Here is a 17,256-nt window from a genome sequence, read left to right as displayed (position 1 = left end):
ATCGTTACGCATGACGGATACGCTGTGGGCCGCCCGCGAGGGCGATGCGCTGTTACACAGCCCCCTGCTGGCGGACGTGTTCGGTGGCGTGCTGGAGATCGCGGCGAACATAGCGGTGACCGCGCTGGCCACGGCGGCGGTGGTGGCCGCGACGGGGATTGCCGTGGCCACCGGCGGCTTGGGCTGTGTGGTGCTGGGGGCCGTGGTTGGTGTGGTGGTCGGGTTGGGCATGGGGGTGACCGGTGCAGGCCGTGGCCTTGCGCGAATATGTGAGTCTTTCGCCAACGCACTCTTCCCACCCGTCATCGATGCATTCATCAGCAGCGGTTCGCCGGATGTGTTTATCAACGGCAAACCGGCAGCGCGGGCGGCCGGGAAAGTCGCCGCCGCCGTGGCAGAAGCGGGCAGTGAACCGACTTATCTGGATATCGCCGAAGGTTTTCTCTCTCAGCTCTGGCGTCCTACGGTCGCTGCGCCGGTGGCGGGCGCTGTGCCTTGTCCTGCCGATACCGTCGACTGCACTAAACACCCGCCCATGCCGGAGCAGTACCTCGCCGAAGGTTCCAGCAAGGTATTCATCAACGGCCAGCCCGCCGTGCGCAGTGGGGACAGAAGCACCTGCGAAGCCACGGTGGGCAAGGTGCAGATTTCGTCCAACGTGGTCATCGGCGGCGCGCCGGTGGTGGTGCGTGAGATTCGCAGCGGCAAGGCGCCGGGTGTAGGGCTGGCGGTAACGGCGTTGTTGGCATCGCGCGGTGGTGGGGCGAAGTTCTTCAGCACATTGCCCTGTATGACGGTGGGTGGGTTGGTGTCGTGGGGCACAGGGCAGGTGAGCAACGCGCTTGCGTCAGCAGTGCGCGGCTCGCCCAACCCGGTGCACTGCGCCACGGGGGCGAAGATTCTCGACGGTGACGACGACCTGGATTTTGCATTGCCTGGCCTGTTGCCAATCGAGTGGCAGCGCTATTACAGCAGCCGGAATGAGCGCCGTAACGGTCTGTTCGGTGCGAATTGGAGTGTGGCCTATGAGGTTTTCGTCGAAATGGGCCCGCATCCCGAAGGCGGCGAACGGCTGATCTACACCGACGAGCAGGCTCGGCAGATCGACATGGGCGTGATCCCGCTAGGTGCTGCGGTGTTCAGCGCCGGCGAAGGCTTGAGCGTACGCCGCCATGCCAGCGGCCACCTGCTGATTGAGCGTGTCGACGGGCTGTATCGGCTGTTCGAACCCACACCGGACAACCCTGCGCATTTGCGCTTGGGCCAGTGGGGAGATCGCAATGACAACCGCGTTTTCCTCGACTATGACGATCAGGGCCGCCTGAGCCAGTTGCGCGATACCTTTGGCGTTGTGCGAATCGAGCTGAGCTACAGCCAGCAATGGCCCCGCCGTGTCGAACAGATCGAGCGCCTGTACCCCGATCACCGTCGTGAAACGCTCTCCAGCTATACCTACGATACGCACGGCGATCTTGCAGCCGTGCGCGATGCCGATGGGCATGTTCAGCGCCGCTTCGCCTATGACAGCGGCCAGCGCATGGTCGAACACCAACTGCCCACCGGCCTGCGCTGCTTTTACCAATGGGCCTGCGTGGACGACCGTGAATGGCGAGTGGTACGGCACTGGACCGATGAGGGCGACGATTATCAGTTTGACTACGACCTGCTAGTCGGGCTTACGCGGATTACCGATGGCTTGCAACGGGTCAGCACCCGCAAGTGGAACCCGCAGTACCAGATCACCGAATACACCGACAACCTGGGGCACACCTGGCAGTTCGATTGGAATGACGAGCGCCAGTTGTTGGGGGCTACCGATCCTCTGGGTGGCCAGTGGCGATTCGGCTACGACGAATCCGGCAACCTGTGCAGCACACAAGATCCGCTGGGCCGTATTGAATCGACGGTGTGGCTGGAACACTGGTCGCTGCCATTGGTTGAAACCGATGCAGCCGGCCACAGCTGGCAGTATCGATACGATCAACGCGGCAATTGCGTCAGTGAAACCGACCCGCTGGGGCACGTTGTGCGCTATCGCCATGATGGAGTTGGGCAGGTCATCGAAATCACCGACGCCACGGGCAAGCGCAAAATCCAGCGCTGGAATGAAACCGGGCAGTTGATCGAGCAGGTCGATTGTTCGGGCTATGCCACAAGGTTCGAGTACGACCGTCGAGGTCATTTACAAACCCTTATCGATGCAGTCGGTGAACGCCAGCGTTATCAACACGACAGCCACGGCCGATTGCTGCAAATCGAACGGCCCTACGGTTACATTGAACATTACCTGCGCAACACCAGTGGTCAGTTGAGCGCCTACACCGATGCGGCGGGCCACACTACCCGCTACCAATATGATCGGCGCGGGCAGCTGGTGCGGCGCATTGATGCCCATGGCCGCCAGATCGAATATCGGCACGATGCCTACGGTCGATTGCAAACCCTGACCAACGAAAACGGCGAGCACTATCGCTTCGCCTGGGACCAGGGCGATCGACTCACGCAACAGCAAGACCTCGATGGCAGTGCACGGCGTTATGCCTATGACGCGCTGGATAACGTGGTCTCCGTCGAATACGTCCCGCGGGATGACGCATCTCCTACCGTGCATCGCCTGCAACGCGACGCTGTTGGGCGTATGCGGATCAAGGAGACTGACGAGGGCCGAACCGAATACACCTACGACGCGTTGGACCAACTCACCGACGTCACCACCACCGACCGGCAAGGCAATGCTCAAGCACTGGGTTTTGCCTATGACGCGCTAGGCCAACTGACGTGCGAGCAGAGTGCTACCGGCAAGCTGCAACACCACTATGATGAACTCGGCAACTTGAGCCAGACGCAACTGCCCGATGGCCGCTGGCTCAACCGCCTTTACTACGGCAGCGGCCACCTGCACCAGATCAACCTGGACGGCCAAGTCATCAGCGACTTCGAACGCGACCGCCTGCATCGCGAAGTCCTGCGTACCCAAGGCCGGCTCAGTACTCGCCACGCCTACGACCGCAGCGGTCGCCTGCGAACGCGCACGCGTCAGTCTCAACTGTCGGCCACTGTACAAACGCACTACGAATACGACCCAGCCGACAACCTGATCGGTCGCGTCGAACCCCATCGCAACCATCGCCAACTGCTGCACTACGACGCCACCGGCCGCATCCTCGCCAGTCAGGGCAGCGTGAGAGGCCAACACGAAACCTTCGCCTACGACGCCGCCGCCAACCTGCTCGACGGCACCGGACTTGTGCGGGATAACCGACTGCTAACCTACCAGGACAAGCACTACCGATACGACGGCTTCGGCCGGCTGCTCGAAAAACGCAGCCGGGCGCGGGGCGTGCAACGCTTTGCCTACGATGCCGAACACCGCCTGATCGAAGTGCACAACGACAACGGCAACGTGGTGCGCATGACCTACGACCCACTGGGCCGGCGCGTAGCCAAAACCGAACACGACAGCCGCGGTTATCTACTCGGCGAAACCCGCTTTGAGTGGGACGGCTTGCGCCTGCTCCAAGAGCATCGGCATGGCCAGACCAGCCTCTATCTTTACGAAGAACACAGCCACGCACCGCTGGCCCGGGTGGACGGTACGGGCGAGCAGCAGCGGGTGCGTTACTACCACAACGACCTGAATGGGCTACCTGAAGAGCTGACCGAAACCGACGGGGGAACCGTGTGGAAGGCGCAGTATCGGGTGTGGGGGAACACGCTTGAAGAGGTGCGTGAGGCGCACTTTCTTGAAGAGCAGAACCTGCGGTTCCAGGGGCAATACCTGGACCGGGAGATCGGGCTGCACTACAACACGTTTCGGTTTTATGATCCGGATGTGGGGCGGTTCACGACGCCGGATCCGGTTGGGTTGGTGGGGGGGATAAATCTTTATGTGTATGCTCCTAACCCGTTCGGATGGGTGGATCCAAAAGGCTGGAGCTGCGTCCATGCTGATTCTGCGAGGCGCTTAAAATATAAAAAAATCAACGAGCGGTCACACGGTCAACCCGTGTTTTTGAACAATAGGGCACCGATCAAGCTTAAGTACATAACGCCAGATGTAGATAAACATAATGGAGGGTACTGGAAAGCAGCTGACAGCGTTAGAAACCTGGGCTCCAAGAGAACCAGGTCCGGTACGTTTGACGAAAACCTGAATCGAATAGGCGACTAGAGGCATGAAATATTCTTATCGGATAACAAAGTATGGTCACCTGGGCAGCGAGCGCCCAGATGATGAGTGGACCAGCTTTTATGATATTGGAAAAACCGTCTCGGAGGAGGAGTATCTGGCTGTCGAAACCGACTATGTACAAACGATAATTGCCATCTCTCGCTGCTTGCGCGTTTCCTCGCTGACAGTGAGTGGTCTTGAATTGAATTCGGATTGTGAGCCCTACACTGAAGGGCAAGAAATTGAAGTGGATGGGCTGGCATCTGTTGTTGAAGCTGTTTTGAGAGAAAGAATTTGGTGCAAGCTGAAGTCGTCAATATGTGAATTTCATTTTGGCTATGACTATTACATGTACCTGGTCTCTGAAGTTGATGCAGCCTCTTGCTTCCCACATGAAAAAAGCAAATTGAATTTTGAGGTTTTTCAATCGCCTTATATCGATCAGCAGGTTTGAAATCAGCGTTATTGCTTCAAACCACTACCAACCTCCCGCGCCAACGCAAATATCCCATCCATCCGCCAATGCTCATTGCGATGAGCCGGGTCCTGCGCCCACTCATCCCACCCCGAATCCCGCCGATATTGGCCCAACAACCCCGCCGCGCGCACTGCCTGCGCATCGGGGTGACGCAGTTGTTCGGCGTCCGGGTCGACGTAGAGTGCGTCGCTGCGGCAATACAGCTCGCACATGAAGCAGGTCTGGCACGCCTGTTGGTCGGCGATCCGGGGTTTGCCCTGGGGGCTCAGCGCCAGCACGTTGGTGGGGCACACGGTGACGCATTGGCCGCAGCCGTTGCAGAGGTCGGAGTAGATCAGTTCAATCACCAATAATTACCTCATTCTGTAGTGAGCGGGCTTGCCCCGCGCCGGGTGGCGAAGCCGCCCCGAATCCAGACGCCGCGGTGTATCAGCAAGGCCGAGGTGCCTGGGTTTGGGGCGGCTTCGCCACCCAGCGCGGGCAAGCCCGCTCACTACATGGGTTGTGTGGGGGTAGGGGGGATGGGGTCGAAACGTGTGTGCACCTGATCGACGCCGGATATGCGCAAGTGCGCGTCGTATAGGGCGCTTTGCTGCGGTGTGTCGCTACGCTGGTGCATGCCACGGCTTTCCTTGCGCTGCGCCGCTGCGGTGTAGCACCAGCGCGCCGTGGCGGCCATGGCGGCGGTTTCGCGGTCACGCAGGGGGTTGGTTGAGGGGGCGGTGGCGCGCACCTGATCCCAGATGTTGTCGAGTTCGCGCAGTGAACGGTCGAGTTGCGCGCCGCTGCGGAAGAGGTTTTTGTCCAGCGGGTGAACCTCGGCCTGGATGCGTTGAATCAACTGCGCGCTGCCGCCGGCAACGCCATCAAAGCCGCGCACTGCACCGTGATAAGCCGCGCGCTGCCTGGCCAGCCGCGCCGCTCCCCGCCCAGCCCACTGCCCCGTGGACAACGCCCACGCCGAGTTCTGCGCACCGCCCCCGGACGTCGCACCGGCAATCGGTTCACGGCTGGCCGCGTCGCCGGCGGCGAATACGCCGGGCACGCTGGTCTGGCAGTCGTCGTTCAGCAAACGCAAACCGCCCACCCCACGGATGGTGCCCTCGGGGTGCAAGGTCACGGCAAACCGCTGTCGATACGGATCAACCCCGTGCCGATCAAACGGCAGCATCAGGTTGGGCTGGATACTCGGCAGTTGTGCACGAATATCCGCAGGCACCCGATTCAAGCGGCAATACACCGGGCCGTTGAGCAGCGCCCGGGCCAAATCCTCGGTAAAGCCGGGGCCGCCGCTGATTGCCAAGGGCCGATCCGCTGCGTCGAAGTAGTCGCCGAAGCTGTACACCATCGAACGGGTCATGCTGCTGCCCGCCGCCGCGATGCAGTAGTAGTTGGAAAACTCCATGCCCGACAGTTCGGCACCGGCTTCGGCGGCCATCAGGTAGCCGTCGCCGGTGTTGGTGTGGTTGCCCAGCAGACGCGAGAGGAACGCGCAGCCGCCGGTGGCCAGTACCACCGCGCCAGTGCGGATCAACCAGTCGCCACCGGCCTGGCGCCGCCAGCCACGGGCACCGACCACGCGGCCGTTGTCGTCGCGCAGCAGTTCCAGGGCCGGGTGGTGGTCGAGGATCGTCACGCCGCTGTCGAGTACCCGGCGACGCAGGCCGCGCAGGTACTCCGGGCCGCGCAGGCCACGGTATTGGGTTTCGCCCTGGTCGTTTTGCGCGAAGGCGTAGTAGTCGCGCAGGCCCGGCAGGCTGGTCCAGGTGGTGTCGATGGCACGGGCCATCCAGCGTGCATCGGCCAGGCCGTAGGCGGTGGCCAGGCGTTTGTCGATGGCGGCTTCCCGCGCGCCCGGTGGCACCCACCAATGGCCGGGACCGGCCGTGGCGGTGACGCCGCTGGTGCCGCAGTAGCCCTTGTCCACCAGGATGACCTTGACCCCTTCGCGGGCCGCAGCGATGGCGGCCCAGGTGCCCGCCAAACCGCCGCCGACGATCACTACATCGCAGCTCAACTCAGTCATCTCAGCGGCCTCGGAAGTTGTACGCCAGGCGCGTGTAGTCATACGCACCGCCACAGCCGAACGGCGCGAACGGGCCGATTGGGCTCAGCTTGCGCCTGGAGAAGGGGCGGATGTGGGGCCTGCACCCGGCGTGGGTGCAGATGGGGTTGATCAGATGACGAAAAAACCATGGGTGCCGTCGCGGGCCAGTTGGGCCACCAGGCCGAATTCCCAATCCAGGTAGGCCTGCATGGCTTCCTTGGGGTTGTCGGTGCCTTCGTACGGGCGGCGATAGCGGTCGATGCGCGGCGAGGCAAGGTGGCTTTCACCTTCTTCCAGCGGCAGTTGCGCATTGATCCAGGCAGCGGTGCCGCCTTCGAGCAGGAACACTTGCTTGCCGGTGATGGCTTCGACTTCTGCCACCGCCAGGCGCGCCAACTGGCTGCTGCCGCAGGTCAGCACGTAACGCTCGGCCACGGGCGCCTCTGCCAGGGCAGCGGGTAGTTGCGCGCGCAGGACCCACCAGGCGCCGGGGATATGGCGTTTGACGTAATTGGCGCTGGCGGTGAAATCCAGCACCACGGTGTCGCCATGTGCCTGCCATTCGGCAAGGGTGTGCGGGCTGATCAACTCGGCTTGCGGCGGCGCCGGGACCGGTGCGACCCACGGCCCTTGCTCGCTGAAGTGCGCTGCTTGCAGGTCGTCCAGCACATGCACGTCCCAGCCCAGTTGCGCGAGCCAGGAGGCGGACATGTTGGCGCGCACACCGTCGTCATCCGCCAGCACGATCCGCGCCCCGCGCACGCTGGCGACGTGGTCGGTTTCCTGCACCAACTGGCCGCCCGGCGTGGAGCGTGCGCCCGGCAGGTGACCGGCTTCGAATTCTTCCGGGGTGCGCACATCGAACAGGTAGGTGGTGCGGTGCGCCTGTTGCTGCCAACTGTGCAGGTCAGCCAGCGTGGCGCGGCCGACTCGCGCCCTGTCGGCGACGCGGCGCGCATCGGCCGCGGCCACTTGGCGATGTTCTTCCGACGTCGGCGCAAAGCGGCGCGATTGGCCGTGGGCGAGTTTCTGCCCGGCCAGGGTCCAGCCGATGGTGCCGTTGCGCAGCGCCGACACCGGGTTGGCCACGCCGGCGTTGATCAGTGACTGCGTGCCGATGATGCTGCGAGTGCGTCCGGCGCAGTTGACGATGATGCGCGTGGCCGGGTCGGGCGCCAGTTCACGGGCGCGCAACACCAGTTCGGCACCGGGCACGCTGATGCCGGTGGGGATGCTCATGGTCTGGTATTCGTCGAAGCGGCGGGCGTCGAGCACTACCACGTCGGCGTTGCTGTCGAGCAGCGCCTGCACTTCTTCGGCGGCCAGGGACGGCGTGTGACGCTGGCTTTCCACCAGTTCGCCAAAGGCCTTGCTCGGCACGTTGACGTCGATGAACAGCTCGCCGCCGGCCTTGCGCCAACCGTCCAGGCCGCCGTCGAGCAGGCTGACCCGGGTGTAGCCCAGGGCAACCAGGCGCTCGGCGGCGCGGGCAGCCAGGCCTTCGCCGTTGTCGTACACGGTGACCTGGGTGTCACGCCGCGGAATGCGCGAGTACACCTCCAGTTCCAGCTTGGACAGCGGGATATTCGCGGCAAACAACGGGTGGGATTCGGCGAAGGGCGCCTCTTCACGCACATCGACCAGGGCGATTTCGTGACGGTCCAGCAGGGCCTGGCGGATCTGGGCGAAGTTCAGGGTCGATACGGTGCTCATAGGGCAGGGCTCTTTTCTTTGGACAAATCCCAGATGTTCGGGAGGAAGGCGTTGGAATAACCGGAGATAAACGGTTTCTCGCTGCCGTCGGGCTGATACACCGCACGGCGCACCGCGCCGATATTGGCGCCGTACACATGGATGCTGATGGACACCTGGTCGCTGTAGGCGTTGCTCACCTGGTGGATGTCACCGACCTTGGGCGACACCGCTTCAACCTGGCCGGGCACCAATTCAATCGGCTTGCCTTCGGCGACCAGGCTGCCGTCGGGCGCACGTGCGAAGCCTTGGGAAAACTCCGCGCCGCGCAACATGCCGATCAGGCCCCACACCCGGTGGTCGTGAATCGGCGTGCTTTGGCCCGGCCCCCACACGAAACTGACGATGCTGAAGCGCTGGCGCGAATCGGCGTGCAGCAGAAATTGCTGGTAGCGCTCGGGGTTGGGTTGGGCGAATTCATCCGGCAGCCAGTCATCATGGCTGACCAGTTGCGCCAGTAGCTTGCCGCCACGGTGCAGCAGGTCGCCTTCGCGTGGATTGCCGTCGATCAGTTCCGCCAGGGCGCCTATAAAGGCTCTGAGTCTTTCGGGGTGCTTGGCCTGGGTCATGGCAATTCCATCAGTCGGTGTTGATAGAAGTTATCTAAGCATAATGTTTATAGTTAATATGCTATTTTTTAATGATTAGCTTATAGCTGAAGGTAATTTAGAACTGGGTTGACTAGGCTTAGACGTTATCGATCACAGCGTGGACTATCCAGATAGCGTTCCTGCAACTATGCTTCGCACACATCTTAATGACTGATCTCTATGTGCGGCCCAAATGAAAATTGACGATATAGACGCCTTTGTCGAAGTGATCCGTTGCCAGTCCATCAGCCATGCCGCCGAATCCTTGCAACTGACCCAGCCCGCCATCACCCGTCGCGTACAGAACTTCGAGCAAGCGCTGGGGGTGGAACTGTTCGACCGTAATACCAAGCCGCTCAAACCAACGCTGATCGGCACCCGCGTGTATGAGCAGTGCCGGCTGATCCTGCGCGAGATGGATGCGCTGCGGGAACTGGTCGCCACCGACGCACCGCCCACCGGCCTGTTGCGCCTGGGTGTGCCGCAGACCATCGGCGACGTGGTGCTGCTGGATGCGCTCAAGCACCTGCGCACCGAATACGCCGACCTGCGCGCCCAGGTTGCCACTGGCTGGGGCAGCCAACTGGTCGGCAAGATCGAACGCGGCGAGCTGGATGCGGCGGCGGCGTTGTTCCCGGCAGGCAAGATCTTCCCCGACAACGTGGTCGGTGAGTCCATCGGCAAGATGGAGCTGGTGGTGGTGTGCGCCAAGGCGCAACTGCCAAAGAAGCCCTGCAAGCTGGCGGATGTGTATCAGAACGGTTGGATCTTGAACCCGGATGGCTGCGGTTTTCGCGCCGGGTTGCAGCGCACCTTGTCCGACCAGGGGCTGGCGTTGCGGGTGAACCTGGAAACCTTTGGCACCGAGCTGCAATTGGGCCTGGTGGCGGATGGTCTGGGCCTGGGTTTGGTGCCGCGGCCGCTGCTGGAGCGTAGCGTCCATCGCGAGCAACTGGCGGTGATGCCGCTCAAGGATTTCAAGCCGGTGATGGATTTGTGGCTGATCTATCCGCACTTCCTGGGCAACTTGCAGGGGCCGGTGGATGCGTTTGGCAAGTTGGTCGCCGCTTCCCTGCACAAGATCCGCGACGCCGCATAACCCCAGTGAAAGCGGCTTATTGTGGGAGCGGGCTTGCTCGCTCCCACACAGGCCTGCTCCCACATTCGTTCTGTGTTGTTGCCTGATTTTTTATGAAAAAAAATAATAATTAGCTTAGATTAAAATGTGCTTTTTATTATTTTTATCCATCCCCTAGGCTTGCCTGGAAGTCCTTAAGGCCATCCAGGAAGTTTTGCCATGAGCAGCGTCACCTCGATTTCCAACGTTTCCAGCAATGTCCGCCAGCGTGTCACTCCACAAGAATGGGAAGTGCGCGTCAAACTGGCCGCCGCCTACCGCCTGGCGGCCTTGTACAAGTGGACCGATCACATTTACACCCACTTCTCCGCCCGTGTCCCCGGCCCGGACGAGCATTTCCTGATCAACGCCTTTGGCCTGTTGTTCGATGAAATCAACGCCTCCAACCTGGTCAAGGTTGACCTCGACGGCACTATTGTCGACGACCCGACCGGCCTGGGCATCAACTACGCCGGCTACGTGATCCACAGCGCGATCCATGGCGCACGCCACGACTTGCAAGCGGTGTTGCACACCCATACCCGCGACGGCATTGCCGTGTCGGCGCAGAAGGACGGGTTGCTGCCGATCTCCCAGCACTCCATCGGTTTCTCCGGCCGCGTGGCGTATCACGGGTATGAAGGCATTGCCCTGGACCTGGACGAGCGCGAGCGACTGGTGGCGGACCTGGGCGACAAGAGCGTGATGATCCTGCGCAACCACGGCTTGTTGACCGCCGGCATCAGCGTTGAGCATGCGTTCCAGCAGCTGCAGCAGTTGGAGCGTGCGTGCAATATCCAGGTCGCGGCACAGGCGGCGGGGAATGCGGAGTTGATCTTTCCGCCCAAGGAGGTGGTGGAAAAAGTCGAGCAGCAGGCCAAGGCGCACGCCAGCGGTGAAGGCCCGGGCGTAGCGCGGCATTGGAATGCGCTGGTGCGGCAGTTGGAACGTACCGACACCGACTACAAAAACTGATTCTCGGCACGCAGCAGATCTAAAAATGTGGGAGTTGGCTTGCCTGCGATAGCATCAACTCGGTGCATCTGAACAACCGAGGTGTTTGCATCGCAGGCAAGCCAGCTCCCACATTGTTTTGCAGTGTTCTTGCTTATGCTACTTGCTGGGCCTGCTCGCGCTCGGCAATCAACTGGCGGGTGAGGGGGATCAGGCGCTTGCCGTAATCGATGGCATCGTTCAGTGGATCAAACCCGCGAATCAGGAACGTAGTGATGCCCAGGTCGTAGTAGTCCACCAAGGCTTCGGCGACTTGCTCGGCGGTGCCCACCAGCGCAGTGGAGTTGCCTTGGGCGCCAAGCAGCCCGGCAATCCCGGTCCACAAGCGCTTATCCAGCCGCGATCCCTGCGCCGCTGCTGCCAGCAAGCGGCGCGAGCCTTCGTTCGGCGGTTCACGGCGCACAAAACCATTTTTCTCGGCCAGTGCGGTGGCCTGTTGCAGGATGCTGTCAGCCCTCTCCCAGGCAAGCTCTTCGGTCTCGGCGAGGATCGGTCGCAACGACAGGCTGAAGCGAATCGTACGCCCGTGCTTGGCCGCTTCGGCGCGCACCTGGGTGACGATCTCGCGCACTTGTTCGTAGGTTTCACCCCACAGCGCATACACGTCGGCATGTTTGCCGGCGACGGCAATGGCGGCAGCGGACGAGCCGCCGAAGTACAGTGGGATATGCGGCTGTTGCGGCGACTTCACCGTGGAGTGCGCGCCTTCGACCTGGTAGTAGGTGCCTGCGAAATCAAACGGCTGCTCGCTGGTCCATTCCTGGCGCACCACGCTCAGGTATTCGTCGGTGCGTGCGTAGCGTTCGTCCTTGCCGATATGGCTGCCATCGGCGCGCAGTTCGCGGTCGTCACCGCCGGTGATGATGTGCACGGCGGTGCGCCCGCCGTTGAACACGTCGAGGGTGGTGAACTGGCGTGCCGCCAACGTCGGTTGGGCGAAGCCGGGGCGGTGGGCGATGAGAAATTGCAGTTTCTCTGTGACGCTGGCGGCGTGGGAGGCAATCAGCGTGCTGTCCGGGCTGTTGGAGTGGAACGCCACCAGGGCGCGGTCGAAGCCGGCCTCTTCGTGGGCGCGGGCCACGGTCTCGACGTAATCCGGTTGCAGGGTTGGGCCGCTGCGCGGGTGGATCTCGGAAGCGTGGTGGCCGCCAATGTAGCCGATGAATTCAATGCTCATGGTCTGTCCTTCTATCGTGCGGGAGGGCACCTCCACCGGGCAGGGGGTCGGTTGTTCGCGTCCAAAGTAGGGGCAGGGGGCGGGGCTGTAAAATGCCGTTTGGTTCTAACCTAATTATTAAAATGTTGAATCATATTTTGTGACATGTATCAGTATTTTGCATTTTTGGCGGGTCAGGTCATTTCTCCCAAGCTTTGGGCAGGTGGTAGAGATTGTGTGGGGCTTGCGCGCGCATTGCAGTATCCTCCGCGACCCGCTTATCAATGATTCCAAGACAGATGACAGGACAAGACATGCAGGTGATGCTTTCGTCGATTCTCGACGAAGTGCGCCCACTGATCGGCCTCGGTAAAGTCGCCGACTATATCCCCGCGCTGGCCGACGTGCCGGCCAATCAATTGGGGATCGCCGTGTACGGTAACGACGGTACGGCCTACTGTGCAGGTGACGCTGAAACACTGTTTTCGGTGCAGAGTATTTCCAAGGTATTCAGCCTGGTGCAGGCCATCGACCATGGTGGCGAAACCATCTGGGAGCGCCTGGGCCACGAGCCATCGGGGCAGCCGTTCAACTCGCTGGTGCAGCTGGAATTCGAACGTGGTCGGCCGCGCAATCCCTTTATCAACGCCGGTGCGTTGGTGATCTGCGACATCAACCAGTCGCGCTTCGCGGTGCCGATCCTGTCGATGCGCGATTTTGTCCGGCGGCTGTCGGGCAACCCGCAGATCCTGGTCAACAGCACTGTCGCCGAATCGGAAGCCCAGCACGGCGCACGCAATGCGGCCATGGCCTATCTGATGAAATCGTTCGGCAACTTCCACAACGATGTGGACGCGGTGCTGCACAGCTACTTCAACTATTGCGCGCTGCAAATGAGTTGCCTGGATCTGGCCAAGGCGTTCAGCTTCCTGGCCAACGAAGGCGTGAGCGCCCACAGCGGCGAACAGATCCTCACCGCGCGCCAGACCAAGCAGGTCAACTCGATCATGGCCACCAGCGGGCTGTATGACGAGGCGGGCAACTTTGCCTATCGCGTAGGCTTGCCCGGCAAGAGCGGCGTAGGCGGCGGGATCGTTGCGGTGGTGCCTGGGCAGTTTACGGTGTGCGTGTGGTCGCCGGAGTTGAACGCGGCGGGGAATTCGCTGGCGGGGATCAAGGCGTTGGAGTTGTTGAGCGAGCGGATTGGCTGGTCGGTGTTCTGACAGTTCGGGGATTTGCGGTCACTGCCGTAAATCCCCTTGAAGCTTAGGCTTTGCGCGGCTTCATAAACAGATCCAGCATCAAGAACAACGCCCCGACGGTGATTGCGATGTCGGCGAGGTTGAACACGCCGGTATGCGTCGGTCCCACATTCAGCACCATGTAGTCGACCACGTGGCCGTCACGGAAGACGCGGTCGATCAGGTTGGCGATACCGCCCAGGGCAATGGCGTAGAGCGGCAAGACCTTGCGCAACGGTTGGCTCCAGTTGGACAAGGACCAGCCCATCGCCCAGGCCACCACGATTGCCACGCCGACGATAAAGATCAGTTGTTTGACCTGAGGCGGCAGCGCCGCGCCCAGGCTCAGGAACGCGCCTGGATTCAGGCTCAGTTCCAGCGCCAGATTGAACGGGTTGGAGCCGAATTTGAAACTCCGGGTTTGCAGCGACACCAGGGCCAGCAGTTTGACCAGTTGGTCCACGGCAATAAAGGCGATGCCCGCGAGGAGGGCGAAGGTGCGGCCGCGCAGTAGGGATGACGTGCTCAAGCGGTAACTTCCTGTTCCGGGTCTGTGAGAGGGCGCCAGAAGATAGCCCAGGCGCTTTGTGGCGTCTATGTCCTGCCCGCACGGATCTCTCTTGCAAACGCGTTGTGTCGTGAGCGGGCGTTGTTGCAGTGCTCGAGAGCGCTGAGCCATTCAGCTCGTAGCCTGGAATAACAGGCCCTGATATTTAAATGTGGGAGCTGGCTTGCCTGCGATGACAGTGTGTCAGCCAGTCTACCTTTAACTGACCCACCGCATTCGCGGGCAAGCCCGCTCTCACAGTGGATCGGTGTTGCTGGATAGTGAGTGTTCGGCTGAAGATCGCCCAGGCACTGCCAGCTCCCACATTTGATCTGATTGGTCATGAGGGCTGTGTTTTCCCCAAACAAAAAATGCGCCCCTGAAGGCGCATTTTTTGTTCGGTCCGCTATCGCCTGTCAGGCAATCGCATCCCATGCACGATCCCCGTGCTCGTCCTTGATCCGGGTCGGCAGGCCCATCACATCCAGTGCTTTCAGGAACGGCTCGGCCGGCAGTTCTTCAACGTTGGCCATGCGTTGCACGTCCCACTCGCCACGGGCTACCAGCAGCGCTGCGGCCACCGGCGGAACGCCTGCGGTGTAGGAGATGCCCTGGCTGTCGGTCTCGGCAAACGCTTCTTCGTGATCGGCTACGTTGTAGATGAACACTTCGCGTGCCTTGCCATCCTTGGTGCCCTTGACCAGGTCGCCGATGCAGGTCTTGCCGGTGTAGCCGGGCGCCAGCGAAGACGGGTCGGGCAGTACGGCCTTGACCAGTTTCAACGGCACGACTTCCAGGCCTTCGGCGGTGGTGACCGGTTTTTCGGAGAGCAGGCCGAGCTTGTTCAGCACGGTAAACACGTTGATGTAGTGTTCGCCGAAGCTCATCCAGAAACGCACGTTGGGCACGTCGAGGTTTTTCGACAGCGAGTGCACTTCATCGTGGCCGGTCAGGTACAGGTTCTGCGAACCGACAACCGGCAGGTCATCGGTGCGTTTGACTTCGAACATGGTGTTGCTGGTCCACTGGCTGTTCTGCCAGCTCCACACCTGTCCGGTGAATTCGCGGAAGTTGATTTCCGGGTCGAAATTGGTGGCGAAGTATTTGCCATGGGAGCCGGCGTTGACGTCGAGAATGTCGATCGAATCAATGCGGTCGAAATGCTGTTGCTGCGCCAGCGCGGCATACGCGTTGACGACACCTGGGTCGAAGCCCACGCCAAGGATGGCGGTGATGTTCTTCTGTTTGCACTCTTCCAGGTGGTTCCATTCGTAGTTGCCGTACCACGGCGGGGTCTCGCAGACCTTGCCCGGCTCTTCGTGGATGGCGGTGTCGAGGTAAGCCACGCCCGTGTCGATGCAGGCCCGCAGGACCGACATGTTGAGGAACGAGGAACCGACGTTGATGACGATCTGCGATTCGGTCTCGCGGATCAGGGCCTTGGTCGCTTCCACGTCCAGGGCGTTCAGCGCGAAGGCTTTGATTTCGGCGGGTACTTTGAGGCTACCCTTGGCCTTGACGCTGTCGATGATGGCCTGGCATTTGGAGATGTTGCGCGACGCGATAGCAATACGACCGAGTTCGTCGTTGTGCTGCGCGCACTTGTGGGCCACCACCTTGGCGACACCTCCTGCACCAATGATAAGAACGTTCTTTTTCAATTGCTTTCTTTCTCCTATATCCGCCAGCTTACGAAAGGCTGGACAGGTAGTCGTCGTAACCAAATTCACGAACCACCTCGACTGTACCGTCGAGTTGTTTCACTACGATGGACGGCATTTTCAGGCCGTTGAACCAATTTTTCTTGACCATGGTGTAGCCCGCGGTGTCGATGAACGACAGCCGATCGCCGATGGCCAGCGGACGATCAAATTGGTACTCGCCGAAGATGTCCCCGGCCAGGCAGGATTTGCCGCACACCATCACGGTGTGTTCGCCATCGCTCGGCGCCAGCTTGGCGTTGAGGCGATAGATCAGCAGGTCCAGCAGGTGGGCTTCGATGGAGCTGTCTACCACGGCGAGGTTCTTGCCGTTGTAGAGGGTGTCGAGCACGGTGACTTCCAGGGAGGCGCTGTTGGTGATCGCCGCTTCGCCGGGTTCCAGATAGACCTGCACGCCGTACTTGGCGGAGAACGCTTTCAAGCGGGCGCAGAACGCGTCCACGTCATAGTCGTCGCCGGTGAAATGGATGCCGCCGCCGAGGCTGACCCACTCGACTTTGTGCAGCAGCGCGCCGAAGCGTTCTTCGATGGTGCCGAGCATTTTGTCGAACAGGCTGAAGTCGCCGTTCTCGCAGTTGTTGTGGAACATGAAGCCGGAGATCTGCTCGATCACGCCTTCGATCTTCACCGGGTCCCATTCGCCCAGGCGGCTGAACGGACGCGCCGGGTCGGCCAGCAGGTAGTCGGAGCTGCTGACCTGGGGGTTCACGCGCAGGCCGCGGGTCTTGCCTGCGGAACGTTCGGCAAAGCGCTGCAACTGGCTGATGGAGTTGAAGATGATCTTGTCGCAGTTATCCAGCATCTCTTCAATTTCATCGTCAGCCCAGGCCACGCTGTAGGCGTGCGCTTCGCCTTCGAACTTCTGGCGGCCGAGCTTGAGCTCGTACAGCGACGACGACGTAGTGCCGTCCATGTATTGCTGCATCAGGTCGAACACCGACCAGGTGGCGAAGCACTTGAGCGCCAACAGGGCCTTGGCGCCGGACTGCTCGCGCACGTAAGCAATCTTCTGCATGTTGACCAGAAGCTTCTGTTTATCGATGAGGTAGTACGGCGTTTTGATCATTTTTGAGAGCCTGCGGCGGTGCCTGCCAAAAAAGGACACGCATTGTGCCCGCACTTGGGGCGAATCGGAAGGTTAGTGGGCGGAATTTGCTGCCCTTGGTTTACGAGCGTAGCGCAGGTGTATGACTGTCCGTGCAGCGACAGCGTTTTTGTAGTGAGCGGGCTTGCCCCGCGCCGGGTGGCGAAGCCGCCCCGAATCCGGGCACCTGGGTCTTCCTGCATCACCCGCCATTTTGAACGGTGTATGCCTGTTCCAGCCTGCAAACCCAATCTCCTGTGTGGAGCTGTCGAGCTTAGGCGAGGCTGCGAAAGCGGCGGCACGGCAGGCAGAGATGTCGCCTGATCCGCCGCCTTCGC

13 protein-coding genes are annotated in these 17,256 nt (G+C 61.2%); 5 read left to right on the top strand and 8 right to left on the bottom strand.

The window, feature by feature from the left end; genetic code table 11:
- Positions 1 to 10 precede the first annotated feature (10 nt).
- Positions 11 to 4,171 carry a toxin C-terminal domain-containing protein gene (locus OPU96_RS25310; protein WP_498559906.1) on the top strand — a complete coding sequence of 1,387 codons (4,161 nt, stop codon included), beginning with the start codon at positions 11 to 13 and terminating at the stop codon, positions 4,169 to 4,171.
- Between the two features lie 4 nt (positions 4,172 to 4,175).
- Positions 4,176 to 4,625 (top strand): hypothetical protein, encoded by a 450-nt coding sequence (locus OPU96_RS25305; protein WP_305391031.1) that lies wholly within the window; start codon positions 4,176 to 4,178, stop codon positions 4,623 to 4,625.
- A gap of 8 nt (positions 4,626 to 4,633) precedes the next feature.
- Here OPU96_RS25305 and OPU96_RS25300 read toward each other — a convergent pair whose 3' ends face one another.
- The 4 genes from OPU96_RS25300 to OPU96_RS25285 all read right to left on the bottom strand — a co-directional run bounded on the left by OPU96_RS25300 (position 4,634) and on the right by OPU96_RS25285 (position 9,017).
- Positions 4,634 to 4,996: a 4Fe-4S dicluster domain-containing protein gene (locus tag OPU96_RS25300; RefSeq protein WP_226457490.1), complete on the bottom strand. Its 363-nt coding sequence runs from the start codon at positions 4,994 to 4,996 to the stop codon at positions 4,634 to 4,636.
- Positions 4,997 to 5,142: 146 nt separating this feature from the next.
- A complete protein-coding gene (locus tag OPU96_RS25295) occupies positions 5,143 to 6,717 on the bottom strand; it encodes an FAD-dependent oxidoreductase (protein WP_498559905.1) in 1,575 nt (524 codons plus the stop codon).
- Positions 6,718 to 6,825: 108 nt separating this feature from the next.
- Positions 6,826 to 8,409 (bottom strand): rhodanese-related sulfurtransferase, encoded by a 1,584-nt coding sequence (locus OPU96_RS25290; protein WP_498559904.1) that lies wholly within the window; start codon positions 8,407 to 8,409, stop codon positions 6,826 to 6,828.
- Positions 8,406 to 9,017 (bottom strand): cysteine dioxygenase family protein, encoded by a 612-nt coding sequence (locus OPU96_RS25285; protein WP_226457493.1) that lies wholly within the window; start codon positions 9,015 to 9,017, stop codon positions 8,406 to 8,408. The genes OPU96_RS25290 and OPU96_RS25285 overlap by 4 nt, the downstream gene beginning before the upstream one ends.
- Positions 9,018 to 9,231: 214 nt before the next feature.
- On the opposite strand from OPU96_RS25285, the gene OPU96_RS25280 reads away from it, so the two are divergent.
- Together OPU96_RS25280 and OPU96_RS25275 are read left to right on the top strand one after the other, a co-directional pair.
- Entirely contained in the window at positions 9,232 to 10,137 is a 906-nt protein-coding gene (locus OPU96_RS25280) for a LysR family transcriptional regulator (RefSeq protein WP_192296396.1), read from the top strand.
- 198 nt (positions 10,138 to 10,335) lie between these two features.
- Positions 10,336 to 11,130, top strand: a complete 795-nt coding sequence (locus OPU96_RS25275; protein ID WP_305391028.1) for a class II aldolase/adducin family protein — start codon at positions 10,336 to 10,338, stop codon at positions 11,128 to 11,130.
- A 133-nt stretch (positions 11,131 to 11,263) separates the two neighbouring features.
- On the opposite strand, the gene OPU96_RS25270 is transcribed toward OPU96_RS25275, so the two are convergent.
- The gene (locus tag OPU96_RS25270; RefSeq protein WP_226457495.1) at positions 11,264 to 12,346 is read right to left on the bottom strand and encodes an LLM class flavin-dependent oxidoreductase; all 1,083 of its coding nucleotides are present in this window, start codon (positions 12,344 to 12,346) and stop codon (positions 11,264 to 11,266) included.
- A gap of 293 nt (positions 12,347 to 12,639) precedes the next feature.
- On the opposite strand from OPU96_RS25270, the gene glsB reads away from it, so the two are divergent.
- The gene (gene glsB / locus OPU96_RS25265) at positions 12,640 to 13,548 is read left to right on the top strand and encodes a glutaminase B (protein ID WP_192296393.1); all 909 of its coding nucleotides are present in this window, start codon (positions 12,640 to 12,642) and stop codon (positions 13,546 to 13,548) included.
- A 43-nt stretch (positions 13,549 to 13,591) separates the two neighbouring features.
- Here glsB and lspA read toward each other — a convergent pair whose 3' ends face one another.
- The 3 genes from lspA to OPU96_RS25250 all read right to left on the bottom strand — a co-directional run bounded on the left by lspA (position 13,592) and on the right by OPU96_RS25250 (position 16,900).
- Positions 13,592 to 14,095, bottom strand: a complete 504-nt coding sequence (gene lspA, locus OPU96_RS25260; RefSeq protein ID WP_498559903.1) for a signal peptidase II — start codon at positions 14,093 to 14,095, stop codon at positions 13,592 to 13,594.
- Positions 14,096 to 14,529: 434 nt separating this feature from the next.
- Positions 14,530 to 15,774, bottom strand: coding sequence for a saccharopine dehydrogenase family protein (locus tag OPU96_RS25255; RefSeq protein ID WP_226457497.1), 1,245 nt, complete (start codon positions 15,772 to 15,774; stop codon positions 14,530 to 14,532).
- A 28-nt stretch (positions 15,775 to 15,802) separates the two neighbouring features.
- Complete coding sequence (locus OPU96_RS25250) at positions 15,803 to 16,900, bottom strand: carboxynorspermidine decarboxylase (RefSeq protein WP_192296390.1); 1,098 nt, start codon at positions 16,898 to 16,900, stop codon at positions 15,803 to 15,805.
- Between the last annotated feature and the right edge of the window lie 356 nt (positions 16,901 to 17,256).

It is taken from the genome of Pseudomonas sp. RP-B7 (genome assembly GCF_059803535.1).
The sequence above is the reverse complement of the archived record's forward strand: the minus strand, read 5'-3'. Positions and strand labels throughout refer to the sequence as shown.

Excerpts from the sequence above, each read along its gene's own strand:
- OPU96_RS25310 (WP_498559906.1), top strand. The coding sequence starts at position 11 with ATGACGGATACGCTGTGGGCCGCCCGCGAGGGCGATGCGCTGTTACAC.
- OPU96_RS25305 (WP_305391031.1), top strand. The coding sequence starts at position 4,176 with ATGAAATATTCTTATCGGATAACAAAGTATGGTCACCTGGGCAGCGAG.
- OPU96_RS25295 (WP_498559905.1), bottom strand. The coding sequence starts at position 6,717 with ATGACTACACGCGCCTGGCGTACAACTTCCGAGGCCGCTGAGATGACT.
- OPU96_RS25290 (WP_498559904.1), bottom strand. The coding sequence starts at position 8,409 with ATGAGCACCGTATCGACCCTGAACTTCGCCCAGATCCGCCAGGCCCTG.
- OPU96_RS25285 (WP_226457493.1), bottom strand. The coding sequence starts at position 9,017 with ATGACCCAGGCCAAGCACCCCGAAAGACTCAGAGCCTTTATAGGCGCC.
- OPU96_RS25280 (WP_192296396.1), top strand. The coding sequence starts at position 9,232 with ATGAAAATTGACGATATAGACGCCTTTGTCGAAGTGATCCGTTGCCAG.
- OPU96_RS25275 (WP_305391028.1), top strand. The coding sequence starts at position 10,336 with ATGAGCAGCGTCACCTCGATTTCCAACGTTTCCAGCAATGTCCGCCAG.
- OPU96_RS25270 (WP_226457495.1), bottom strand. The coding sequence starts at position 12,346 with ATGAGCATTGAATTCATCGGCTACATTGGCGGCCACCACGCTTCCGAG.
- glsB (WP_192296393.1), top strand. The coding sequence starts at position 12,640 with ATGCAGGTGATGCTTTCGTCGATTCTCGACGAAGTGCGCCCACTGATC.
- OPU96_RS25250 (WP_192296390.1), bottom strand. The coding sequence starts at position 16,900 with ATGATCAAAACGCCGTACTACCTCATCGATAAACAGAAGCTTCTGGTC.